The organism is Mesorhizobium sp. BR1-1-2 (assembly GCF_020165435.1).
Classification (GTDB): domain Bacteria; phylum Pseudomonadota; class Alphaproteobacteria; order Rhizobiales; family Rhizobiaceae; genus Mesorhizobium.
In genome coordinates this window covers 13,798-36,272 of the sequence record NZ_JAIUID010000027.1, presented here as the reverse complement: position 1 = coordinate 36,272, position 22,475 = coordinate 13,798, and the positions used below count along the sequence as shown (strand labels likewise).

Here is a 22,475-nt window from a genome sequence, read left to right as displayed (position 1 = left end):
CCGCCACCCCCGCCGCCGCCAGAGCCAGAGTCCTCTACAACGCAGTTCACTGTTCCGCCGCCATCGCCTGCGGTGTCCCCAGCCGAGACCGCCGCGCCTCAGGATGAGTTTCCGAAACGCTTTCGATCCAACATGGTCGTCTTTGACGACGAAGGCTCAGGCCGCGATCAAGAAAGTCCAACAGCCGACATGGGGCAGAGACCCGCGGTCGCCGGTGAGGACCGCAACAGCAAGTTCCTGGCGGCCGCCGCCAGCATCGGTGATCGGTCGGCAAGGGCCAGGAAAATTCCCCGCATCGACGCCCTGGTGGCGGAAGGCTCCCTCATTCCAGGTATTCTGGAAACGGCGATCGTCAGCGATCTGCCAGGTCAAATCCGCGCCATCGTCGCCGACAATGTCTATTCGTTCGATGGCAGGCGTATCCTCATTCCCATTAGCACGCGCCTGATCGGCGAATATCAGTCGGAAGTCATCCGCGGTCAAAAGCGCATTTTCGTCATCTGGACGCGATTGCTTCGCGATGACGGTGTCAGTATTCGGTTGAACTCGATGGGCGCCGACAGTCTTGGCCGCTCGGGCCTTACCGGCCGCGTCGACACCAAATTTCGTGAACGCTTTGGCGCAGCCGTTCTGCTGTCGATCGTGGGCGGGGGCGCAAGCTATCTGGCCGGCTATGGCAGCCAGGCAGCTACGAGCGGAAGCGACGATGGGCCCCGCGCCGAAGATCTTGCCCGCGCCACTATTGCCCAGACGTTCTCCGACATGGCCAATCAGGCGCTTGGCGAGAGCCTGAAAATTCCACCGACGATCAGCGTGCCGCAGGGCGAGCGCATATTCGTGTTCGTGCGCCAGGACCTCGATTTTTCAGCCCTCTACGACGACCCGGTCTCAGAAGCGTTGAAGGAAATTCGTCATGAGCGTGGCTTCAACTGAGCCTGCCAACAATGACCAACACTACTTTCTCTACCGGTCTCTCGAACCGTTGAAGCACCTGCTGGCCGACCCGAGAGTGGTTGAGATCTCGATCAACAAGCCCGGCCATGTCTATGTCGAGCGGCTAGGTGCTCGCCACATGGAATTCCACGACATTCCAAGCCTCACCACCGGTGACATCGTCAATATGGGCGAACGGGTCGCGGCTGCGACGAACCAATTCATCAGCTCCGCCAACCCGATTTTGAGCGCCGCGCTTCCGTCGGGAGAACGCATCCAGTTCGTGTTGCCGCCAGCGGCTCCCGATGGCGGCGCGGTTTCAATCCGCAAGCAGGTCGTAGGCGACTTCACGCTCGAGGACTACCGCGACGAGGGCGCGTTCGGTCAGGTTTCGGTGGCGATCGCTGGCAGGAGCAGCGCCGATCGCGTCATGATCGAGCTTCTGTGCAGGGACGACATTCATGGCTTTATCCGTGCGGCAATCGCGAGCCGTGTCTCCATTCTGATCAGTGGTGGAACGTCAAGCGGCAAGACCACATTCTTGAATGCCTGCCTGAAAGCCGTGGACCGGCGCGAGCGCTTGATCACGCTGGAAGATACGCGCGAGCTGTCTCCGCCCCAGCCAAACACGGTTCATCTGCTTTCATCCAAAGGCGACCAGGGCACAGCCGCCGTGACCATCCAGAACCTGCTCGAGGCCTCGCTGCGCATGCGGCCGGACCGCCTTTTTGTCGGAGAGGTGAGGGGAGCGGAGGCGTTTTCGTTCCTCCGCGCGATCAACACGGGCCATCCAGGCTCGATGTCGACCGTCCATGCCGACACGCCCCGCGGTGCCTATGAACAGCTTGCCATGATGGTGATGCAATCAGGCCTGTCCGCGGCCTACCCGAAGGCTGATCTGATCTCCTACATCCGTAGCGTTATTCCAATCGTCATCCAGCTTCGACGCGATGGCGGTCGACGCGGTGTATCGGAACTATATTTTTCCAGAATGAGCCGATCATGACGGGCTCCTTGCGCATCGCCTACGTCGTCTTCTGCCTCGCGATTGGCGTTGTCATCTGGCTGCTGGCCTACGGTTTGGCACTCCAGATCCAATATGGCGACGGCCGCATCCTCAAAGCAACGGTGACATCCAATCCGCTGGCCGCGCTCCAGCAACTGTCCCGCTATCCCGAGAATCTGGTGTTGCGGCGTATTGGCCTGGGAGCAGGCCTTGTTTCGCTCATCGCCGCCGGATCGATTGCCGCTCTGGGGTTGCGATCTGTTTCTGAACCGCTTGGCGATGCTGGCTTCCAAAACACCTTCTCGCTTCGGCGCCGCAAGTGGTTCCGAGGTAGCGGATACATTCTTGGACGCTACGGTCGCTATATCCTTCGCGTCCAAGATGAGCGTCATCATCTGGTCATCGGACCGACCCGCTCGGGCAAGGGAACATGCTACGTCATTCCAAATGCACTCGCCCACCAAGGGTCGATGATCGTCACCGACCTGAAAGGCGAGATCTTCCGCTCCACGGCCGGCTACCGAAAGGCAAAGGGGAACCAAGTGTTCCTGTTTGCGCCAGGCAGCGACAGAACACATCGTTACAATCCGCTCGACTTCATCAGGCCCGACCGCGGCGACCGGACGACCGACATCCTCAACATCGCCAGCATTCTTGTTCCCGAGAGCGTGGAATCGGAGAACGCGATCTGGCAGGCCACCGCCCAATTGGTGCTGGCGGGCGCGATCAGTTACGTGACAGAGAGCGACGTCTACCGCGACCGGCGCAACCTTGGCGAGGTGACATCCTTCTTCAACAGCGGCGTCAATCTCCAGGCCTTGATGGTCTTCATCAAGGAAAAGGAAGGCAATCTGTCGCGGTTCACGGTGGAAAGCTTCAATGCCTATATCGCGCTCTCGGAGCGCGCTGCCGCGTCCGCCCTGCTGGACATCCAGAAGGCGCTGCGGCCCTTCCGCAACGAGCGCGTTGTCGCCGCCACCACGGTCACCGACATGGACCTTCGCGCTCTGAAGCACCGCCCGATCTCGATCTATCTGGCCCCCAACATCACCGACGTCGCCATGCTGAAGCCGCTGCTGTCACTCTTCGTTCAGCAGACCCTCGACACGCTTCTGCTGGCGCAGGATCCGAAATCCTTGCCGATCTATTTCCTGTTGGACGAGTTTCGGCAGCTGAGAAAGGTCACCGAGATCACGAGCAAGCTGCCCTACGTGGCCGGCTATAACATAAAAATGGCGTTCATCATCCAGGACATCAAGAACCTCGACGAAATCTACGGCGAGACCTCGCGTCACTCCTTAATGGGAAACTGCGGCTATCAGCTTGTCCTTGGCGCCAACGATCAGGTCACTGCCGAATATGTTTCAAAGGCGCTTGGCAGAAGAACGGTTCGCTACAGGACCGAATCGCGCAGCATTGAGCTCATGGGCCTTCATCGCCGGACCAAGGTCGAGCAAGTGCGAGAACGTGACCTGATGATGCCACAGGAGGTAAGGCAAATGCATGCCGGCAAGATGATTGTGCTGGTGGAAGGGCAGAGGCCAATTCTGGCCGATAAGCTGCGGTTCTTTGCAACTGCACCGTTCGCAAAGATGGAAAGGTTCTCCAGATCCAACCTCCCCTATGTACCGGCGGTCGAGTTCCTCCCCCGAATGGGTGTCCCGGCGACCCAGGGCATCGATTCGAAGGTCGAGATGTCGGAGGTTCACGTCACCGCAGGTTTCGGCGCACCGCAGACGACAGCCTCGTCCAAGGCTGCAAAGCAAAGTGAGATACTACTCGCCTCCAAGCCGGCGATAGAGGCTCGTTTCGCCGCCGCGGCGCAAAGACTGAAGGGATTGACGACCAAAGCTGTCGAGAACGGCGACGACAAGAGGGAACGCGATTGGTCGCTCATCTTTGATGAAGTCGTCCCTGACGACCCCGATGTTGGCGAGGAGGAGAACGCATGAGCAAGGCCCATGGGAGCTCGAACCCCAGGCATCCGGCTGGCCAATAGAGGCGGCGAGATATTGCTTCAGGAGATGGCAATGGGACTCAGGCAATATTCCGACAACGGACTTTTCGCTCCTCGAAAGATTCGCCGCCACGCTCCAAACGACCAGTGAGGAAGTGGCTCGTACGGATGGCTTCCCTCTGGCGGCTCGGCTAAGCCAAGGACCTATGCCTTAGCAAGTCAAACCCTGGGATAGTTCGGTGTTCCTACATGGTCGACAAGAAGCGCCGGCCAACATTCAACCACTGCACGGTTGGTCCTTGCGCATCCCCGACGTTGGACCGGTTTCAGCTATAAGCCTTGCGGTCTGGACCACCGGACATCGACATTTTACGCCAGAACCCGCCTGTCCGCACTCGGGCCCTTGCCGATATGGCTGCTATGCGCCTTCACTTCAGACGTTGAGATCGGCGATGCAAATCGCCAAAAGCTGACGTCCTTGCGGCATCCCTTCGGACTACAGGTGGGCCGAAACAACAGAGATCGCTCGTTACGAAACAGCGCTGCGGATTCCGGCGCTACGTTCTAGACCTGCGTCTCGCGTGTAAGCATCACCTCGCACCATTCGCGCAGTTCGCATCCGATGACGCTTGCGGGATCTCCCTCGCGCGAAAAAGCCCACCAGAGCTGCGCTCCCTGCCACTGGCTCGCCATCAGCCGCCGCGGACCTGTTGGCACGCAGGATCGCAGCCGACGATTCCGACGCGTGTTCGCATGATCGATTTCTCGCTTTGTTCAGATTGTGTTTGCGATGCGGGTCGCGTTGCGAAACGCCAGCGCCATGATAGTAAGAACCGGGTTATAGCCGCCGTTCGTCGGATGCAGCGAGCCATCGCAGACAAACAGGTTCTCATGTCCCCACACCTTGCCGAAAGCATCGGTGACGGAGTTCTCCGGCCTATGGCCCATCCGGCAGGTTCCAGCCTGATGCTGCCCTCCCGACAATTGCGGGGACAGCTGCGCACCCCATGTGCTCAAGGCTCCCGACGCCCGCAGCCATTCGTCAGCCTTGTCATGGATATAGGCTGCCGTTTTCTTGGTCTCGTCGTGGATCGAGCCAGAGAGACGGGCCACAGGGCGTCCAAACAGATCACGGCAATGTTCATCCAATGTGACCCGAGAACCGGGCGAGGGGATCTCCTGTACAGGTCCCTTTATTTGCGTCACACGCCGAAAATTTGTCCTCATAAACCGCTTGGCCTCGAGGCCGTATCGGGGAAGATCGGGCGGCAGCGCTGCCTTCCAGAATATCACCGGCAGCATCACGAAGTCGTCGGCCAGCATCGCGCCGCCGATTACGCCTTCGTTGCCGTGATTGAAATCGCACGTTGCGATCGTCACGCCGGGTCCTTTGGAATCCTGGACCGCATGATCGAAGAGACCGAATACGGTCGGATAGACGTGGCCCTGGAGATTTCTGCCGACCAGATCTTCGGAATTTCCCAATCCGTGCGGCTCCTTGTCGGTCTTCGACAGCAACAGCAACCTGGCGGTTTCGATTGCGCCAGCGGAGAGCACAACCGTCCTTGCGGAGATGAAATTGCGCTTTGGGTTTCCCTCCGCGTTAAGCGCAACCACATAGACCCCGACGACCTTGCCTTCAGCATCGGTGGCGATCCGGTCGACCGTCGTTTGCGCAAGCACTGTGCATCGGCCGGTGGCTATCGCCCTTGGAATCACAGTGTTCTGTGTGCCGTTCTTGGCGTCCGTCGGACACATGAAACCCACGCAGGAACCGCATTGGATACAAGCCTTGCGGCCAAGACGAGGCACGGTGTTGATCAGGAGCGGCGGCACGAACGTATTCAAGCCAAGCGCGTCCGCGCCTTTCCTGAGAACGTCGGTCCCGGGATTGCCGGGTACTGGCGGCATGGGATAATCGCGATTGCGAATGCCCTGTTGCGGATTTTGTCCGCCTTGCCCGCTCACCCCGATTTCGTGTTCCGCGCGCTCGTACCACGGCTCGAGTTCGGTGTAGTCGAACGGCCAGTCGACGAGAGACGACCGCTCCGGCACCCCGTAGCGCGAAGCCATGCGGAAGTCGTCCGGGTGGAATCGCCAAGCAAGGCCGCCATAGACCGTGGTCCCGCTGCCGAGTGCCGACGCATTGGCGTGGTAGTTCGCCTCGTGAGATCGCACGACATGGGAATTTCCCTGCGCATCCACAAAAACCCGCGGATTGCCTTCGATATCCGGTCCGGTGTTATGTCCGTAACGTGAGAGTCTATGGTTCCGCAGGTGATCGCGATATCCGCTGTTATCGTAGCGCCGCTCTTTTCCCCGTTCGATCAGCAGCACGGTCTTGCCACCTTCCGCGAGCACACAGGCAACAATCCCTCCCGCCGCCCCGCTGCCGACGACGACTGCGTCAAATGCTGGATTCATGCACATAGCTTTCCGCGAACCATGTCTTGCGTACTCGACGGTGGCCCGTCTGGCCCATCGGGAAGCCCCGGTTCGTACCCGATCATCCGCCATGAAACCGCGTGAGGATTGGAACCGTTGCCCGGGTTGGAGTAGTAGCCTTCCGCGACCAACTCACAGAGCGTGACAAACCAAGGTGCGCGAGCGTGCCGCAGAACAACCTCGTCCTGCTGTCTTGCGGTAGCATCGACAAATGCAACGCCAAACACGGTGTGCGATTCCCGATCCAGTTTTCTCAAGCCTTTGAAAACGAGAGGTCCGGACGATTCCGCACCGCTGCTCCAGAGCCCCAGGAGAAATTTATCTACCCCCGCTTGCCCAGCGGAGGGGAAATCATCCGCGGGTATGATGAAGTCAACCACCCTCGACAGTACATCCATATCACGTCGCTCAGGACAGATGTCCTTAGTCGCCATATAGAGCGCTCCCGTTTTCGCGGTCGAAGACGTAGATGCTTTTGGGATCGATATACAGGGTAAGCCGGGTTCCCCGTCTTAACGAGGCGTCAGGCGACACGCGCGCAACGGCCTTCGTGCCGGCGATGATGAAGTGTACCAGCGTATCCATTCCAAGAGGCTCGACAAGCTCTGCAACGGCTTCGATGCGGGTCGCCACTTGGCCTGCGTTTGGGCCGAGAGAAAAGTGTTCGGGCCGGATACCGAGCTCGACCGTCTGCCCCACCGCCTCGGCGAATCTGGAAATGCCAGCTGGCAGGTCGAGACGCGAGCCATCGGACAGGACGCCAATCAGTTGTTCCCGATGTTGTTCTAGCGCCGCGCTGACGAAATTCATGCCAGGCGACCCGATGAATCCGGCTACGAACTTGGTCGCCGGTTTCAGATATAGTTCCTGAGGCGGCGCGATCTGCTCTATCTTGCCGGCATTCATGACGACCACCCTGTCGGCAAGCGTCATCGCCTCGATCTGGTCATGGGTGACATAGACCGTTGTGGTCGGCACCGCCTCGTGGATCTGTTTGATCTCCGCGCGCATCTGGACGCGGAGCTTGGCATCCAAGTTTGAGAGCGGCTCGTCGAACAGGAATACCGCCGGATTTCTGATCATGGCGCGCCCCATTGCAACGCGTTGACGCTGCCCGCCAGAGAGTTGCCTTGGTTTGCGTTTAAGCAGGTGGCCGATGTCTAGGATCCGGGCGGTCTCGATCAGTCTCGTCTGGATTTCACCACGTGGCGTTTTCTTCAAACGCAGCCCGAAGGTGATGTTGTCCTCAACCGAAAGATGCGGGTAAAGCGCATAATTCTGGAAAACCATCGCAATGTCACGTTCTCCCGGCAGGAGATCGTTGACCCGCCGCTTGCCGATTTTTATTTCTCCGTCCGTTATTGTCTCAAGCCCGGCGATCATGCGCAGTGTGGTGGATTTTCCGCATCCGGAAGGGCCGACCAGCACCACGAACTCGTGGTCCTTGATCGTGAGGTCGATGCCGTGGACGGTTTGAACGTCCCCATAGGCTTTTACGACTTTGTTCAGTTCGATGGCGGCCATAGGCCCTCCGGTGTTGGATCTTGGTGGTTATCGGTCGCGGACGAGGACGTTGTCGCTTTTGAGCCAGAAAGGTGCGAAGTAGAGTGGCGTCGAGGAAAGCGGCAGGATGTCCGCCGGCAGTTCCACGCCAATCGCGTTCTTCATGAAATCGCGGCGCGCGGCGATGCGCTTGAACGTCGTCGGATGCTTGGCCTCAATCTGGGACCTCAACGCTTCGTCAGCAAACACCACGGCGTCCTCACAGTTCAGAGCCCAGCCGACGGCGATCGGCGTCGGGATGATGTCAACCTGAAAATGCATGCCCGACCGGATGCGGTCCTTCGAGCCAGGCCGAACCGGGCTATGTGTCCACTCCTCGTAGCCGCCGAGATGTCCCGGATTGAGAGCAGGCCCGAGCTTCGATTTTGCGAGCGTCGATACTACCGTTTCATGAAGAAGGCCGCCCTCGACGCCGATCGCAGCCGTCTCGTACCAGGAAATCAGGCCTTGAAAATAACCCTTGGCGATCGCGAGAAACTCGTCGTTGGCGACATCGAAAAGGCCTGCTCGGGAGGAAAGACCGCCCCAATGCCCGATAGCGGTCGTCACACCGTCGCCACGCTTGAGCTTGCGGCCCGTTGCGCTTCGCAGGCCAATCACGGTTTCACCCTTGCTGGCCGACGCGAACATGGTGTGGACGTTCAGCGGGTCTCCAGCATATCCCATGCGCGAGACGGCATCGAACTCGCTGTCACCCTCCCGGACCCCGGAAACGATCCTCCATGTGGCCAGCGAGCTGCGTGTCGCAGCCCACTCGAACGCAGCGATCTGATCAGCATCGATGGTGACGGCGACGCCGTTTTCCGGGTGCATCAGAACATGGGTGGCGTCCCGCAGCCCGCCTGAAGGGCCGATCGCTCGCTGAAACGCCTGCACGTAGACCGCGGGGACGAAATAGGCTGTTTCAGAAGCGTCGTCTTCAAATGGCTCGAGATACTTCCAGCCCACCAGCCCTACGGTGTCGCCTGCCTTGATTCCAGCGTCGCCCAGACGGTCGGAAAAGCGCGGGAAACGAGAGCGATCCTGCGCCATGAGGCTCAGAGTCTGGCTCAAAAGCACTGTCACTCCGGGCAAGCGCGCGAGCGGAGCGTAGCTTTCGGATTCGTTGCCTGTGAGCAGCACGCGCTTGTTGTTTGGCCCAAGAAGAAGGAAGGCTTCTTCGAAGCGCGGCTCGAAACCCGTCAGGAAGGCGATGTTGGCGAAATGTTCGCGATCGGCATAAACCGCCAACCAGTCGCACCCCGCTTTGTCGTAGGCGGCGCGGGCACGCGCATCATATATCTCAACGGGAACATCCGGCTTTTCGCCGAGAATACCGAAGTCCGGCAACTGAACCGATGTGAGGGAAATGGTCATTTGGCATCCTTTTGTTTGCGCCGGCGTGAGAGCTGTTGAAATTGGCTGCGAGGGAGATCAATCGCCGTACATCCGGGCCTGCGCGTCCCATTCGAAATCTTCTTCGAGGGGGTAGGTCGGACGGGGCAGCAGGTTCCATTGAAGCTGCGTCATGTCCAATTGCGAGGTGCCGTCGCTCAGCAGGAGGATATGACGAGCCGAGACGTCTTCGAGCTGAGGGTGGAGATACCCAAGCTTGACGACATACGCCTTGTGCTCGGTTGGACTGATGTCCATTGCAATGAAATGGTGCGGCGTGGTTATGCCGATGGCATTGGCGTGGAATGTTGCAATCACATTGCCGCTTCGCACCTTGGCCCAAGCGCCCTCCTTGGATCGGTAAGGCTGGAATCCCGGCAGCACCAGCTCTTCTCCGCATGCCTCTACGAGCACGCTGACGCGACGCGCTGTCTTCGGACGGGAAAGATGCTCGGTTCCCAATTCGATTTTCACCGTCGAGCCGACGCCGGCCTGGACGAGTTTGCGGACAGTTTCGGGGGCCGTAATGCCGGCGACAACGACATCGCGAACCTGTTCGTCGTCGAGCGCTGCCTGCAATACGAGGGTCAAATCTCCGGCCGCACCCGCCGTCGTGTTATCCCCTGAATCGGATACGAATACGGGGCGCTGCGGGCACTCGACGGCGAGCCTCAGTCCCTGCCGAACTTCCGCGGTTTCCATCTTGAGATTGAATTCTGCGCGTTTCGCCCATATCGCTTGTGCCAACCGTGTAGCCTGCGTACGCGCCAATTCGACGTCGCCTTCGCTTACCGCAATCGCCGATACCGCGGTCCAGGGCCTGTCGTTCCAAGCAAATCCCACAAGGATGTTCGCCTCCATCATACCCGGCATGCTGTCGTATTCCAGCAAGGAGCCATAGAGGCTTTTCGCGGGCTCCAAGGCAGTGACCGCCGTCTCCCCGGGGATGAGAATTGGCAGGCTCACGACGGATTTCTTGGGCGTGATGCCGGTTCGAATGACCCGGATAAGCTGGTCGGCGGCTCGGTACCCCGTCTGCCTGTCGTCTCGATGCGGCGCGGTGCGCAGAACGCTGATGACCGTCGACGCCTCGAGAAGTTCCGGAGTCATGTCGCCATGGAGATCGAGCGACACACCGACCGGCACATCAGGTCCAAGGACATTCCTGATAGCCTGAATGAAGTCGGTGTCTGCGTCGATGTCTAGCCCCTGGACTTCCAACGCACCATGATTGGCAACGAGCATCCCGTCGAACGGCCCGTGTGCGCTGATGAGCGCGAGCGTCTTTTCCTTGACGTCTTGATATGCCGCCAGCTCCAGGGGCCCGCCGGGCAGCGCAGTGGCCCAGTATAGCGGGACCGCCTCGACGTCACTCTCCTTCGCCATGCGCGCGAGCATGCCTCGGACCATCCAGACGTCACCTTCGGACATGTCCCTGCCGGTATAATGTTGTATCGCATCCCACGTGGTTGGGACCGGAGAGGCGAGCATGATTTCAATGGAGAGGCCGACGATACCTATGCGCATTCTCTGACTTTCGAACTGACTTGAATTGAACTCACGGAAGGACGTGTGGAGAATCGAGGCCCGTGACCCCGTCGAGGGCGAGTGCGACGCCGCCGAGAAACGGACTGACTGTCGACAAGTGCGAGAAAATGACTTTGGTCTGCACTGACATCGAGGGATGTGCCAGCCGTTGCAGGGCACGTTCGACCGCCGGTCGCAGATAAGGCTCGGCGCTCGCCATATCGCCACCGAGGCAAACCAATGGCGGATTGAAGATGTTTACGAGACTGGAAATCGCCGAGCCTAGAATCGCGCCAGCATTGTCGAGGACGCCGACAACCACCTCATCGTCCGCGCTGGCGCGCTCCATGATCTCCTTGAATGAAGATGGCTGATTGCCGGTCAGCCTGCCGATCTCCTCCGCCAGCCCGGGTTCGGAAAGGTAAGGCGAAAGGCAACCCGAGCCTCCGCAGGAACAATAGCGGCCCTGCGGGACAACCTTGATGTGTCCCAGTTCGCCCGCCAATCCGCTGGCGCCGCGGTAGATGTTGCCGTCAAGAAACAAGGCGCCGCCGACGCCTGAGCCCGAAAACAGATAAATAAAATCTCTGACGCCGACGCATTCACCGAACATGTATTCGGCCATCGCGGCCGCCTTGCCGTCGTTGCCCGCAAAGACGGGAGCATCCAGTGCGGAGGAGAACATGTCCACCACAGGGACGCCGCGCCATCCAAGGACTGGAGCGTGAAGCAAGACGCCCTCGTCGGTTAGGAGGCCCGGAAGCGAAATGCCGACACCGAGCGTCTCGCCGTCGCGGCCGCATTCACGGACTATTTCCCTCACACCCCGAGCGACGAGATCGACGACGTCGCCCAGCTTTCCATCAAACGCCTGGACCTTGGAGTGCATGGGGATTCCATCGAGCGCAGCAGTGACATAGCCGATTGTGTCGGCCTCGATCTGCACGCCGACGATCAATCCGCTAGCCGGAGAGATGGTGAGGCCCTCTACAGGTCGACCAGGCTTGTTGCTGGTTGCCACAGGACTGCGTTCAACCAGGCCCAACTCGCTGAATTGATTGATAATGGAGGAGACGACGGACTTGTCGATGCCAGTCTTGGCGACGATGTCGCGCTGCGAAACGTTCGGCTCGATGCGAATCCTGTGAAAGATCGCATTGGCATTGAAATGCCTGATGAACGACTTGCTCAAGCCCCGCTCCGATGTTTTTCTTGCATTGAGAATAATTCATACGAGCAGGCCGTGTGATTTGTCAATCGACGAATGCCAGACCATTTTATTACGGAAAAATTATCTTATTGTAACAGTGTGTTACGCGGATTGCCCTTCCGGCGATGGACTTCCACCCGGATATTTCGACCGCAATCTGTTGACGCACGTAGTTTTTTGAGCGTAGGTTTTTCTTGTTTACAGAATATATGCCGACGACAAACGCTCGGCTCAACGGAGGGTAGAACAATGCGTAAATCGAAATGGGTCGGCGTGGCGCTCGGCGTGGTCGCAAGCGCATCGGTGGCCAGGGCCGACGGCACGAAGGAGCTTTGGCATTATTACGCGGCAGGGTCCGAAAAGGCAGGCATCGAAGCCTTGATCGCGTTTGCCAATAAACAGAATCCCAGCAACCAGATCGTCGGCAAGGTGATCCCGGGCAACGCCGTCGAAATGCGTCGTCAATTGCAGACCGCATTCATGGGAAACACCCCGCCCGCCGCCTATCAGAGCTCGATGGCGTCGGAGCTGAAGACATTCGTCGACAGTGGCAAGCTTCATGATCTTTCGGAGACCTGGGCAAAGATCAACGGAGACAAGATTTTTCCGGAGGGCGTGCAGCGCGTCGTCAAGATAGGCGGCAAGCCTTACGGCATTCCGTATGACCTGTCGCTGATCAACAACATCTTTTACAACAAGGCGATCTTCACAAAGGCCGGGCTGGAGCCTCCTAAGGATTACGATGGCTTGGTGGCCGCCTGCGACAAGCTGCGCGCTGCAGGTGTGGAACCATTGGGCAACGCCGGAGGTCCGTTCTGGAGCCTGTATAATTTTTACGCGCCTCTCGTATCCACTGTCGGAATCGAGGGCTACTACAAGATCGCGAGTGGTGAACTCGGCTTCGATACCCCGGAATTCCGCAAGTCTCTGGACCTTTACCGCAGCACGATGGTGACGTGTTACGCCAAGAACTGGAGCGGCAAGACCTGGACGCAAACGGCCGACGATGTTGTCAACGGGAATACCGGGATGTTCATGATGGGCGCGTGGGCGGCCGCCTATTTCAAACAGGCGGGTTTCGCCCCTGTTGAGAAGTTCGATGTGTTTCCGGCACCAGGGACAGAGGGCAAGGCGATTTTCCAGATGGATGCCTTCGCGGTTCCGGAAGGACCGGCCGACACGCTTGAAACCGCTGAAAGGTTCGTGATCTCCGCTGCGTCGGCGGAAGGTCAGGCGGCGTTTGCCGTTCCGAAAGGTTCACTTGCACCAAACGTGACGGTTGATCCGTCGATCTATGATGCTGTCGGTGCCAAATTCGCGAAGGAGCTGGCGGATGCATCAAAGGCCAACGCTGTGCTGCCGAATTTGTTTTTCCTGCTGCCCACCAAGGTTGGCACGGAATTGGGCGTCCAAATCGAGAAATTCGCGATCGACCCCTCGGACGCCAACGAAAACGAGATGATCACGACGCTTGAGGGCTTGCGGCAGGAGGCTTTGACGGAGGGATCCTATCAGAAGTGGTGATACCGTGGTGGGGGGGCCCCCCCCAGGGCGCCCCGACATCCCGGGACGTTGACTCTACGATTTCCTAATTTCGCTCGCCGAGAGAACAATCCGACATGCCGAACTTCCAACTCATGCGCCGGAAGTTTCAAACCGCAGGGGTGACCCACGCAGTCTTTCTATCGCTTCCCGTAACTCTCTTTGCCGTTTTCTATGTCTATCCCACCATTTCGACATTCAATTTGTCGCTTCACAGCTGGGATGGTTTCTCTCCCTCTCCGAAGTATGTCGGGCTGCAGAACTACGTCGTGCTGCTTCATCAATCGCGCTTCTTCCACGCCCTTTTGAACAACATTTCGTGGCTCGTCTTCCTCCTGCTTGGGCCGACGAGCCTCGGCTTGCTCCTGGCCGCTTTGCTCGACAGGGGCATAAAGGGTGAATCGGTGTTCCGGGTCATCTTCTTCCTGCCCTTCACAATCCCGGCCGTGGCCGTAGCCGCGATCTGGCGCTGGATGTATGAGCCGACCAACGGTCTGCTGACGGCGGTCTTGCGGTCGGTTGGGTTGGGCGGCCTGGCCCAGAACTGGCTTGGCGACCCCTCGATCGTTAATTTCGCGCTTATGGGTTCGATGATGTGGTGGACGACGGGTTTTGCTTTCCTGGTGTTCTTCGCGGGGCTTCGCAACATTCCGGTCGAGTACATAGAGGCCGCGAGGATCGAGGGGGCGACACCCTGGCAGGTCTTCTGGAAGGTTAGCTTCCCGCTTCTATGGCCCTCCACGATCGTTGTCCTCGGTATGGCCGCGGTCGACGCTATGCGCCTGTTCGACATTGTCTGGGCGATGACCAACGGCGGCCCCGCATACGCTTCCGAGGTTCTGGCCACGCAGATGTACGACACCGCGTTCGGTAGATTCGAGATGGGCCGCGCCAGCGCGATTTCGGTCTGCCTTCTGGTGATCGCGGGGTTCATCATCATGCCCTACATCTATCAGCTGGCAAAACGCGTTCAGGACAGCGAGGCGGAATAGATGAACACTGCAACCGCCAAGCGCACGGTTCTGCCCTTTTCGATCCTGGGGGCGGCGGCAGTGATCTTTGCCGCCCCCCTGGTGGTTGCGTTCCTGACGTCGCTCAAATCGCCGTCCGAAATAACGCGAGTGATCGCGTTGCCGAACGAACTCTTCTTCCAGAATTACGCCATCGCCTACGATCGGATGGGGCGAAGCTTCCTGAACTCGATTGCGATCACGGTGCCATCCGTGACCCTGTCGCTGCTGGTGGGGGCGATTTCTGGCTATCCGCTTGCCTATATGCGCGGAGCTGGCGGAAGGGTGGTCTATCTTTTCCTGCTCACCGGCATGCTCGTTCCCTTCCAGATCGTCCAAATTCCTTTGTTTTTTCTGATCAGGGCGATCGGTCTTTACGACACTATTCCCGGCATGTGGCTGGTCCACACCGCCTACAGCGTTCCCTTCTGCACCTTCTTCATGCGGAATTTCTTCGCGTCGGTACCCAGGTCGATGTATGAGGCTGCACTCATCGACGGCTGCACCCCGGCGGCTTACTTCTGGCGACTTCTTCTGCCGGCGTCGGGATCAGGTCTCGCCGCTCTCGCGATCATCCAGAGTCGCGCCATCTGGAACGATCTCCTCTTTGCCATTACCTTGACAACGAGCGACGAGGCCAGACCTGTCACGGTCACTATCGCCGGTTTCGCCAGCAGCCTGCAGGTTGAATACGGTCCGCTTATGGCCGCGACGCTTATCTCGCTTCTGCCAGTGATGCTCGCCTACCTGCTCTTCCAGAAGGCCTTCGTGCGCGGCCTGCTCGGGGGTGCTGGGAAATAATCGGATCTGGATGCATAAGATCTGAATCGCGATCGCGATAGGAGTACAGCGGGCGGCCTCGGTCAGGGGCAGGTACCGCTGATCTCGCCGGTGCCGCACGTTCTTCGACGATTCTTCGGTCAGCAAGCCTGTATCTGCCCAGAAAGCAACACCTGCTGGGTATGCGGTTCCCGATGTTGGAGGGCTTACGCGGCCTCCCACACCTGGTTTAAAATCCGGGCGGCGAGGGCAGCCTTGTCCTGTGGCAAGAAGCGGCCGTAGTGATGCGCCACCATGTCCGGCGTGTCCTGAATCGCATAGCTTGCCTGTTCGTAAGAGCCGGTCTGCTTCAGGATATGCGTGGCCAGCACATCGCGGACGTTGTGAGGGCCGTGAGGGAGAAGACCCGGAATCGCACCCCGGCCGGTATAGGGATTGTAGCAACTGGAAGGCCTCAAGATCGAGCCGGCATGGTCAGGGCTGATGGCCTATGCGCGGCATCTGATGCCCCTGATCGGCCCGGTGATGCCGAATGTATGGTCTTGTACCGCGTTCGGCGGCCATGGCCTCAACACGACGGCGATCGGCGCGCGGGTCGTCGCAGAGGCGATTTCAGGCGACAGCGACCGCTATCGCCTGTTCGCTCCCTTCGGCTTGCTATGGAATGGCGGGCCGTTCGGCACCGCCGCGGTGCAGCTGACCTATTGGGCCTATTAGGGCATGGATTTCCTGCGCCAACGGCGTTCGGCGCACAGTTGAGCGCTTTTCAGAATCGGTCCGGCGCGTAAGGCGTCGGATTAATGAAAGTCGGGCTGCCCGTCACCAGCTCGGCAACGAGCCGCCCTGTCGAACCGCCCCCGATCATGCCCGTATGCCCGTGACCGGCGGCAACGAAAAGGGAGCCGTGTCCCGGCACCTGGCCGATCGCTGGTACGCTGTCGGGAAGCGAAGGACGATAGCCCATCCACATCGTCGGCTCGCCGCCGTTCAGTTCAGGGAACAGGGCTCGCGCATGGGTGAGCAGGATCTCGGACCGCCGCTCGTCGGGTGGTGCTTCCAGGCCGGCGATCTCGACCGTGCCGGCCAGCCGCAGACCGTGCTCCATCGGGGTCAGCGCGAAACCCCGGTTCTTCATTTGTATCGGCATCGGCAATTCGATCGACGGCGATGGTAGCATCAGATGATAGCCGCGCTCGGTCTCCATCGGCAGGCTGAAGCCAAGCGGTTCGAGCAGCCGGTTCGACCAGGCGCCAGCGGCAATCACCACCGCGTCCGCCTTGCGGTTCGCCGTGTTGGTCATCAGCATGTAGCCGCCGGCCTCGCGCGGGATGATCTTCAGCACGTGCTCCGCCGCGAAAACGCCGTCGGCCCGCCGCACGCCATCGCAGATGGCCGTGACCAACCGGAGCGGATTGATGGTGTGCGCGTTGTCCGGGTAAAGCAGACCGCGCCTGGCGATGGCCGAGATGCCGGGCAGCAGCCGCTGCAGATCCTGGCGTGACAACGGCTCGGTGACGACACCCTGCCGCGCATTGATGCTGGTGGTGATGCGATCGGACAGGCCGTGCGCCTCGCTCTCCCAGACCTGGATGCCGCCTACCTTGCGGATCAGATCGTCGAAAGCCGGGCCACCGATAAGATCCCGATAGCAGTCAAGGTTGTCCCGATGCAGGATAGCGAGGGCGTCGGCCGCCTTGTTGACGCGGTCCATCCTGCCGGCGCGTATCCACCTGAGCAGCCATGGCGCGGCCGTCAAGGCATAGCGTGGCCTCAAGACCAACGGTCCGAGCGGGTCGGCAAGCCAGCCCGGCACTTGCCGCAACATTCCAGGCATGGCGAGTGGCACGTTGCAATCGTGCCTCACCATGCCGGCATTGCCGAAAGACGTCGCGCCGCCCGGGGGCAGAGGGTCGATGACAGTTACCTGGAGCCCTGCGCGGCGCAAATAAAGAGCCGCGCAGACGCCGACGATGCCAGCGCCGACGACAGCTACCGACCTGACCGAATCCAGCATTTCCACCGTCCATCCAATTGCCGGCCGTGAATGCACGAATGCCCGGCCGGTGTCGATGGGCGGATGCGATTGAAGGGAACGAAGCCCGAGGATTTGAGGTGCAAAGGGCTGCATTCTGGGCGGTCACCGATAGAAGTCTTTTTTGCTACTGACCTCGCGACAACAACGGTCCCGCCGCCGACTTTTAGGTCATCTGGCGGGCCTAGCGGCTGGGCAGGGTAAATGCCATTCCAAGGATGACGCCGGCCTGATGAGCCGATGCAAGTGGCCGCTCTGCACTAGACTCGGCGTTGTCGCGCGCGATTCCTCCGTCGGCATTCCATAGCGAGGTCTCGAACCGCGCACGAACATGACCGCCCAGCCCGATGGCCGACGCCAGGCGGCGGTTTCGCCGCGGCCGAAAGCGCAGACCGACCAAACCGTGTCGGCGCAGAGTCGGCGGCTTCAAAACCGGCAAGAAAAACATCGAGATCGTCACGCCGACTTTTCTGATCGCGCGCATAGCGCCCGAGTAGGAAAAGCAGCCGCGGCTGCGCCATATAGCGAAAGTCCCCGTCGGCACCATTCGGCAAGCGCGCCATGCTAGAACCATCCGGGGAAGGCAGCGCGTGCCGCCGTCGCCAGCGGTGGGATGTCCTCGTCGGGCACCGAGGAACAGGGCCACAATAGCCGGGCCCTGATCGAACTCCAGCTGCCGGCTGCCGCCATTGCCTTGTCGAGGGCGGCGTCGCTGACGGCGTAGCGTGCCCGAAATGGCAGGACGTGGTCCACGAGGAAGGCCTGTATGCGTGCTTGCATCTCGAACGCCGCTTGCTGGCCGGCTCGTATCTGCGCCCACCACTGCGGTGCTCCTTTCGGGCTAAGGCAGGCGATGTTGGAATAGCTGCCATGCGCACCGTTTGCGTAACGTTGCCAGCGCGTGGCCTGGCACGAACACCGAAAGGCCCGACAGTTCGCGCCGCATGCCGGCGTACCAGCTGGCGTCGCCGCCGGGTAGTTTGGCGCCGACAAGCGAGGGCACCGCGGTTCGCAGCGCGGCAATGGCTTCGAGGCTCAGCCGCCGCTTGGCGTGGGGCGGGTTGTAGAGCACCAGAGGCGTGCTCGGCGCTGCGTCGGCCAAACCCGAGACGAAACGCTGAACTTCCTCATCGCTCGGTGGCCACCAGTCCGGCAAGGTGAATTGCACTGCCGAGGGTGTCAGTCCCGCAACACGCTTCAGCCGTTCGCGTGCGACGCGCGGGTTGGACTGGCTGATGCCGATCTGGAAAGGGATTTTCGCAGCGCCGGCGACTTGCGCCACCATCTCGCTCAGCCGGTCGAATTCGGCTTCCGTCTGGCAATGGAACTCGCATGCCGTGCCGTCGGAATAGACGCCGTGAACGCCCGATGCGCAGAGCCGCGCGAGAGTCTCTTGCGTAGCGTTCCAGTCTATGTTGCCGTCCAGCGCCACCGCCAGCATCACGGCGCCCCAGATGCCGCGCGGCGCATGTTTGGGGAGGGCGCAGAGATCGCTCATGGTGCCACGGCTACGGGAGATAGCTCCTGAACGTATGAAGGCATGCATTCGCGACGACAAGGCTGAACATCGCAGCCTAAAATTCGAGCAGTTCAGATACAGTGTTGACGCCTCAAAGCGGCCGGCATCTTACGCCGCCTTTCTCGGTCGTTTTGAGTGCCATCCGAAGCTCCCAAAAGCCGACGTAGCAGGAGTGGAAAGTCGCCGCGAAGTTATTGTGCTTGGCCTAACGCCCTTGCCAGCCACCGACAACCTGTGGAAATTCGGCGGGCTTTTGGAGGGGGCGACTCTTCGGAGTTTGCTTCCTGATCACACACTGTGACGAAGCAGAGCGGCGCCGCTTGGCCCCGCCCGAAGGTGGCTCGGCCTCGGTCGAGACGGTCGGCGTTGCCGCCAACCTAGGTCTTTCCTCCTTCATTATAACAAGCTCTCCGAGAACGACCGTCCGGAGCTGACCTCGGCCAAGATCATCATCTCGGGCGCGCGCGCTTCCTGAACGCGACAATGCCTTCCATGCCGGCTCCCCAATGGCTAGGTTCACTGTAGGGTCTGCGCAGCGACGCGGCGGCGAGGCGAGATCTCGTCTCGTCAAGCTCTTTCCCGACAGTGCGGAGTCCGGCTGAATCTCTCATCATGTAGCGCTCGCCACCATGTCACAGCAGCTGTGGCATGGTTGTTGCTTCTGCAACCATGAGGGGGCAACGGGGCTCGGAAGCGGAATGTCTCGAGACAAGACAGAGCTATTCGCTCGCGCGAGTGCGCTGGGCGTCACAATCTATCAATTCGAAGACAGTATGGATTGCGGCCGGAGACTATCGAGGCCGGAATTTGAAGGTAAAGGGGCGATCGCCAGCCATTGCGCTCGCACTATGGATTGAGGCTGCCCAACATAGAGGTTCAATATAGCATTCTCATAAGAGCAAGTGGCCGGCGTCTCTTGGGGGGCGGGGGGGGTAAGTAACCTGCCGAGGGACGCCGGCCTGCGGGTTGGAGCTCCGCCAAAGAAATGTACCAGCAAAACGCGCCCGAACCATTGGAATTAACCTTTGTTAATAGGGCGTGGACAAGATAAGCCTTTGTGGGCGCTAAAAAATGCTCACCGGAATTACTTTCGGATGAGCAAGGAGCCTCTTTCATGTGCAATGACTACGAGCAGCATGTACTCTGGGCCGAATATTGCCGGATGATGGCATCGCTCGCGCTTGAAATCCCGACCCACCAAACCGAGCTCGATCTGCCGCAGGCGGATGATATTCATATTAACGACCCGGCACCGATAATGCGCGCCGCCGCTGACGACGCCATCGAGCTCGCTTCGATGACATTCGGATTTCCACCATCCGGTCCGAAGGGCGGGCCTGTGTTCAACTTCCGCTCGGAAGGGCGTCAGTTCGGCGGCAGTAAACGCTGCCTCATCCCTGCTTCCGCCTTCTTCGAATTCACCGGCACGAAATATCCCAAGGCAAAACATCGCTTCACGCTCAACGGCTCTCCGTTCATGGCCATCGCGGGACTCTGGCGTGACGCTGTCGGCAACAAGCCGCCGACCTTCACCATGTTGACGACCGAGCCTGGGCCGGATGTCGCGCCGTATCACAATCGGCAGGTCGTAGTCCTCCAACCGGAGAATTGGGGAGCCTGGATTAACCTGACGAAGCCCGAGGCCGAGCTTCTGCGACCGCTTCCGACCGGATCGCTCGCCGTGGAGACGGTGCGCCCCGAAAGCTCGTAGCGCGCATCGAACCTTGCGGCTATTCCATGTCGGGTACGTCGCCGCTGACAAATAGCGTTGTGGGCGGTCCGTAGTCGCCAAGCGCCGGGTCGGCATCGCGGCTCCATGCAATGACGCCGATATGTTTGGAAGCCAGCGCCTTGGCCGTACGAACTGCCCGTTCCTCGCTTTGCTGATCCGTCGGCCCGTATGCGCTACAGAGATCGCCTTCGTCGCCACGGTCAAACGCAACGACAACGATCAGCTTCGGCTTTTTCTGGCTAGGCAATACATGGTCGGACACGGATCTCTCCTCAGATACCGATCGCCGTCAGCGCCGTGCTGTGGTTATCCTGCGAGGGGTGAACAAAATAGGAACGAAAATGTCAAGCGCCCCTTGACCTTGGAGGAATATGTTCCTCATTTCAGGCTATGCCGGAACAACCCGAACGATGGCCGCGCGGCGTGCCTTGGAAACTATTGAATGCCCATAACGCAGGGCAGGTGGTGCGCCTCCGCTGTGGCCACTGCAATATCAAGCGCTTCTACAAGCCGGCTGAATTGCGCGAGGTCATTGGGAACATCACCATAGACGAGGTGCGCGCCAAGGTCCGTTGCCAGACATGCGGCGAGAAGCGTTCAATGAACGCCGAGCTGTTCCACCCTGTCGGCCAGGAATTGCAGACGATCCGCTTTCGCAGGCTGGTCGAGATCCGTTGGGAGCGTCGGGTGATCTGGCGCGACGAACCGCCATGAGGGTTCGCCGGCACCGATGGCCAAGGAATACAATTTTAAGCAAATGTTTCCGGATCGCGCTATTCTGTTACCTGGCGCCAGTTCACGTGCAATACAGCGGAAACACCCACGGGACACCTTAGCGCTGAGGCTGGAAGTGCACTTCAATGGCGCATCTGGCAGCTCTGTGATGTGTAATATTAGCTACGCGCGTAAACTTGGCATGTTCGTTGCACCTTACCCCTCGAGGGGTCACGGGGGTTGGAACCAATGTATCGAAATGACGCAGATCTGTTCGCGCGGGCGAACGCACGGGGCATTACGATCTACCAACGTTCGAAAACTGTATGGATCGCGGCGGGAAGCTACCGGGATCGCGAATATGCGGTGAAAGGACGGACTCCTGCCCTTGCGCTCGCATTGTGGAAGGAAGCGGCCAGATACAGCGGGTCGGCAATTTAGAGCCTGTTCCATGCCGGCTGGATGAAGCAGCCGGCTCAGAGACGATCTAGACGCCCGCCACGCGACAAAACATTTGCAACGCTGTCAGGGTGCGGGCTTCTGTCGGCTCTTCTCTTCCTGCCTGTAAATCCGCCGGCGCTGCATCCGCTTCGACGAATTTGCGCCGGGAAGCGGATGGCTGTGCGGTACGGTTGTCGTTTGCAGCGACGACAATCGCGGACTTTTTCATCGACAATCCTACCTCGTGGGAGCGCTGCGAAACCCGTAGTGCACGGCATCGCAGCGCTCGGGGTGTATCACGGCAGCTGGTCCAGGAGCAAGCCATTGCCGCTTGTTCAGAAGCGCATGCCTGAGGACAAAACCGGCCGCTGAATATTTTGTGCCTCGCTTAGCCGAATTGCCGTGACCAACCTTCTCAGAAGAGCAAGCTGAGTGAGCCGTTGCGCCCTGGGCGCACGGGCCAGCTCGCCTGTTGGTCCGTGGCAGCGATGGAAGTCGCGGTGGAGGGTCCGGGCGGACTGGCGGCGGTGATCGCTGCCAACGGCGCCGCACTCGAGCCTGGCGACCAAGCGACGCTTGGCATGCGCCCGCTCGCCGGCGCACGCTACGGAACGATGATCGGCAACCGCTTCGCACTTGGCAGCAACTGTTATTTTCGGTGACCGAGCTTAATTCGTCGAACCCGGTTAT

The 22,475-nt window shown here is 59.8% G+C and carries 20 protein-coding genes and 3 pseudogenes; 11 read left to right on the top strand and 12 right to left on the bottom strand.

The window, feature by feature from the left end:
- The 3 genes from virB10 to LB551_RS29545 form a co-directional block, all read left to right on the top strand.
- Positions 1-933: type IV secretion system protein VirB10 (virB10, locus tag LB551_RS29555; protein WP_224661368.1), on the top strand; the 933-nt coding region annotated here is incomplete at its 5' end.
- On the top strand, positions 914-1,939 hold the full coding sequence (gene virB11 / locus LB551_RS29550; RefSeq protein ID WP_140554477.1) for a P-type DNA transfer ATPase VirB11: 1,026 nt from the start codon (positions 914-916) through the stop codon (positions 1,937-1,939). The genes virB10 and virB11, both read left to right, overlap by 20 nt.
- Complete coding sequence (locus LB551_RS29545) at positions 1,936-3,891, top strand: type IV secretory system conjugative DNA transfer family protein (protein WP_224629779.1); 1,956 nt, start codon at positions 1,936-1,938, stop codon at positions 3,889-3,891. Before virB11 ends, LB551_RS29545 begins: the two co-directional genes overlap by 4 nt.
- A gap of 779 nt (positions 3,892-4,670) precedes the next feature.
- Here the strand turns inward: LB551_RS29545 and LB551_RS29540 are convergent.
- The 6 genes from LB551_RS29540 to LB551_RS29515 are packed head-to-tail and all read right to left on the bottom strand — an operon-like array spanning position 4,671 to position 11,997.
- Positions 4,671-6,320: a GMC family oxidoreductase gene (locus tag LB551_RS29540; protein ID WP_140554474.1), complete on the bottom strand. Its 1,650-nt coding sequence runs from the start codon at positions 6,318-6,320 to the stop codon at positions 4,671-4,673.
- A complete protein-coding gene (locus LB551_RS29535) occupies positions 6,317-6,775 on the bottom strand; it encodes a gluconate 2-dehydrogenase subunit 3 family protein (protein WP_140554473.1) in 459 nt (152 codons plus the stop codon). Before LB551_RS29535 ends, LB551_RS29540 begins: the two co-directional genes overlap by 4 nt.
- A complete protein-coding gene (locus tag LB551_RS29530) occupies positions 6,765-7,865 on the bottom strand; it encodes an ABC transporter ATP-binding protein (RefSeq protein WP_140554471.1) in 1,101 nt (366 codons plus the stop codon). Before LB551_RS29530 ends, LB551_RS29535 begins: the two co-directional genes overlap by 11 nt.
- 27 nt (positions 7,866-7,892) lie before the next feature.
- Positions 7,893-9,260 (bottom strand): M24 family metallopeptidase, encoded by a 1,368-nt coding sequence (locus tag LB551_RS29525; protein WP_140554469.1) that lies wholly within the window; start codon positions 9,258-9,260, stop codon positions 7,893-7,895.
- A 57-nt stretch (positions 9,261-9,317) separates the two neighbouring features.
- Positions 9,318-10,805, bottom strand: coding sequence for a M81 family metallopeptidase (locus tag LB551_RS29520; RefSeq protein ID WP_140554468.1), 1,488 nt, complete (start codon positions 10,803-10,805; stop codon positions 9,318-9,320).
- A 31-nt stretch (positions 10,806-10,836) separates the two neighbouring features.
- Positions 10,837-11,997 (bottom strand): ROK family transcriptional regulator, encoded by a 1,161-nt coding sequence (locus LB551_RS29515; RefSeq protein ID WP_140554466.1) that lies wholly within the window; start codon positions 11,995-11,997, stop codon positions 10,837-10,839.
- Positions 11,998-12,264: 267 nt separating this feature from the next.
- Between LB551_RS29515 and LB551_RS29510 the strand changes: the two genes are divergently transcribed.
- The 3 genes from LB551_RS29510 (at position 12,265) to LB551_RS29500 (ending at position 15,368) form a co-directional block, all read left to right on the top strand.
- Positions 12,265-13,539, top strand: coding sequence for an ABC transporter substrate-binding protein (locus LB551_RS29510; RefSeq protein WP_181172671.1), 1,275 nt, complete (start codon positions 12,265-12,267; stop codon positions 13,537-13,539).
- Between the two features lie 221 nt (positions 13,540-13,760).
- Positions 13,761-14,549, top strand: a complete 789-nt coding sequence (locus tag LB551_RS29505) for a carbohydrate ABC transporter permease (protein ID WP_224629780.1) — start codon at positions 13,761-13,763, stop codon at positions 14,547-14,549.
- A complete protein-coding gene (locus LB551_RS29500; protein ID WP_140554461.1) occupies positions 14,550-15,368 on the top strand; it encodes a carbohydrate ABC transporter permease in 819 nt (272 codons plus the stop codon).
- Positions 15,369-15,553: 185 nt separating this feature from the next.
- Here the strand turns inward: LB551_RS29500 and LB551_RS29495 are convergent.
- Positions 15,554-15,790, bottom strand: a pseudogene (locus tag LB551_RS29495) (hypothetical protein); the annotation flags it as partial.
- Here LB551_RS29495 and LB551_RS29490 point away from each other — a divergent pair.
- A pseudogene (locus LB551_RS29490) lies at positions 15,789-16,064 on the top strand (FAD-dependent oxidoreductase); the annotation flags it as partial. The pseudogenes LB551_RS29495 and LB551_RS29490 sit on opposite strands and share 2 nt — an antisense overlap.
- 49 nt (positions 16,065-16,113) lie before the next feature.
- Here LB551_RS29490 and LB551_RS29485 read toward each other — a convergent pair.
- The 3 genes from LB551_RS29485 to LB551_RS29480 form a co-directional block, all read right to left on the bottom strand.
- Positions 16,114-17,361: an NAD(P)/FAD-dependent oxidoreductase gene (locus LB551_RS29485; RefSeq protein ID WP_181172670.1), complete on the bottom strand. Its 1,248-nt coding sequence runs from the start codon at positions 17,359-17,361 to the stop codon at positions 16,114-16,116.
- A gap of 582 nt (positions 17,362-17,943) precedes the next feature.
- Positions 17,944-18,159 (bottom strand): hypothetical protein, encoded by a 216-nt coding sequence (locus tag LB551_RS30070; RefSeq protein WP_318012777.1) that lies wholly within the window; start codon positions 18,157-18,159, stop codon positions 17,944-17,946.
- Between the two features lie 61 nt (positions 18,160-18,220).
- Positions 18,221-18,877: a dihydrodipicolinate synthase family protein gene (locus LB551_RS29480; protein ID WP_318012776.1), complete on the bottom strand. Its 657-nt coding sequence runs from the start codon at positions 18,875-18,877 to the stop codon at positions 18,221-18,223.
- Positions 18,878-19,221: 344 nt separating this feature from the next.
- Between LB551_RS29480 and LB551_RS29475 the strand changes: the two are divergent.
- Positions 19,222-19,367, top strand: a pseudogene (locus tag LB551_RS29475) (electron transfer flavoprotein subunit alpha/FixB family protein); the annotation flags it as partial.
- 645 nt (positions 19,368-20,012) lie between these two features.
- On the top strand, positions 20,013-20,609 hold the full coding sequence (locus tag LB551_RS29470; RefSeq protein WP_140553992.1) for an SOS response-associated peptidase: 597 nt from the start codon (positions 20,013-20,015) through the stop codon (positions 20,607-20,609).
- Positions 20,610-20,628: 19 nt separating this feature from the next.
- Here LB551_RS29470 and LB551_RS29465 read toward each other — a convergent pair whose 3' ends face one another.
- A complete protein-coding gene (locus LB551_RS29465; protein ID WP_181172650.1) occupies positions 20,629-20,892 on the bottom strand; it encodes a hypothetical protein in 264 nt (87 codons plus the stop codon).
- A gap of 203 nt (positions 20,893-21,095) precedes the next feature.
- Between LB551_RS29465 and LB551_RS29460 the strand changes: the two genes are divergently transcribed.
- Complete coding sequence (locus tag LB551_RS29460) at positions 21,096-21,344, top strand: hypothetical protein (protein ID WP_224629786.1); 249 nt, start codon at positions 21,096-21,098, stop codon at positions 21,342-21,344.
- Positions 21,345-21,831: 487 nt separating this feature from the next.
- On the opposite strand, the gene LB551_RS29455 is transcribed toward LB551_RS29460, so the two are convergent.
- On the bottom strand, positions 21,832-22,014 hold the full coding sequence (locus LB551_RS29455) for a hypothetical protein (RefSeq protein WP_140553995.1): 183 nt from the start codon (positions 22,012-22,014) through the stop codon (positions 21,832-21,834).
- A gap of 259 nt (positions 22,015-22,273) precedes the next feature.
- Between LB551_RS29455 and LB551_RS29450 the strand changes: the two genes are divergently transcribed.
- The gene (locus LB551_RS29450) at positions 22,274-22,447 is read left to right on the top strand and encodes a hypothetical protein (RefSeq protein WP_181172651.1); all 174 of its coding nucleotides are present in this window, start codon (positions 22,274-22,276) and stop codon (positions 22,445-22,447) included.
- The last annotated feature ends 28 nt before the right edge of the window (positions 22,448-22,475 follow it).

Coding starts and splice junctions, on each gene's coding strand:
- virB11 (WP_140554477.1), top strand. CDS start 914: ATGAGCGTGGCTTCAACTGAGCCTGCCAACAATGACCAACACTACTTT.
- LB551_RS29545 (WP_224629779.1), top strand. CDS start 1,936: ATGACGGGCTCCTTGCGCATCGCCTACGTCGTCTTCTGCCTCGCGATT.
- LB551_RS29540 (WP_140554474.1), bottom strand. CDS start 6,320: ATGAATCCAGCATTTGACGCAGTCGTCGTCGGCAGCGGGGCGGCGGGA.
- LB551_RS29535 (WP_140554473.1), bottom strand. CDS start 6,775: ATGGCGACTAAGGACATCTGTCCTGAGCGACGTGATATGGATGTACTG.
- LB551_RS29530 (WP_140554471.1), bottom strand. CDS start 7,865: ATGGCCGCCATCGAACTGAACAAAGTCGTAAAAGCCTATGGGGACGTT.
- LB551_RS29525 (WP_140554469.1), bottom strand. CDS start 9,260: ATGACCATTTCCCTCACATCGGTTCAGTTGCCGGACTTCGGTATTCTC.
- LB551_RS29520 (WP_140554468.1), bottom strand. CDS start 10,805: ATGCGCATAGGTATCGTCGGCCTCTCCATTGAAATCATGCTCGCCTCT.
- LB551_RS29510 (WP_181172671.1), top strand. CDS start 12,265: ATGCGTAAATCGAAATGGGTCGGCGTGGCGCTCGGCGTGGTCGCAAGC.
- LB551_RS29500 (WP_140554461.1), top strand. CDS start 14,550: ATGAACACTGCAACCGCCAAGCGCACGGTTCTGCCCTTTTCGATCCTG.
- LB551_RS29485 (WP_181172670.1), bottom strand. CDS start 17,361: ATGCTGGATTCGGTCAGGTCGGTAGCTGTCGTCGGCGCTGGCATCGTC.
- LB551_RS30070 (WP_318012777.1), bottom strand. CDS start 18,159: ATGCAAGCACGCATACAGGCCTTCCTCGTGGACCACGTCCTGCCATTT.
- LB551_RS29480 (WP_318012776.1), bottom strand. CDS start 18,877: ATGAGCGATCTCTGCGCCCTCCCCAAACATGCGCCGCGCGGCATCTGG.
- LB551_RS29470 (WP_140553992.1), top strand. CDS start 20,013: ATGTGCAATGACTACGAGCAGCATGTACTCTGGGCCGAATATTGCCGG.
- LB551_RS29455 (WP_140553995.1), bottom strand. CDS start 22,014: ATGAAAAAGTCCGCGATTGTCGTCGCTGCAAACGACAACCGTACCGCA.
- LB551_RS29450 (WP_181172651.1), top strand. CDS start 22,274: ATGGAAGTCGCGGTGGAGGGTCCGGGCGGACTGGCGGCGGTGATCGCT.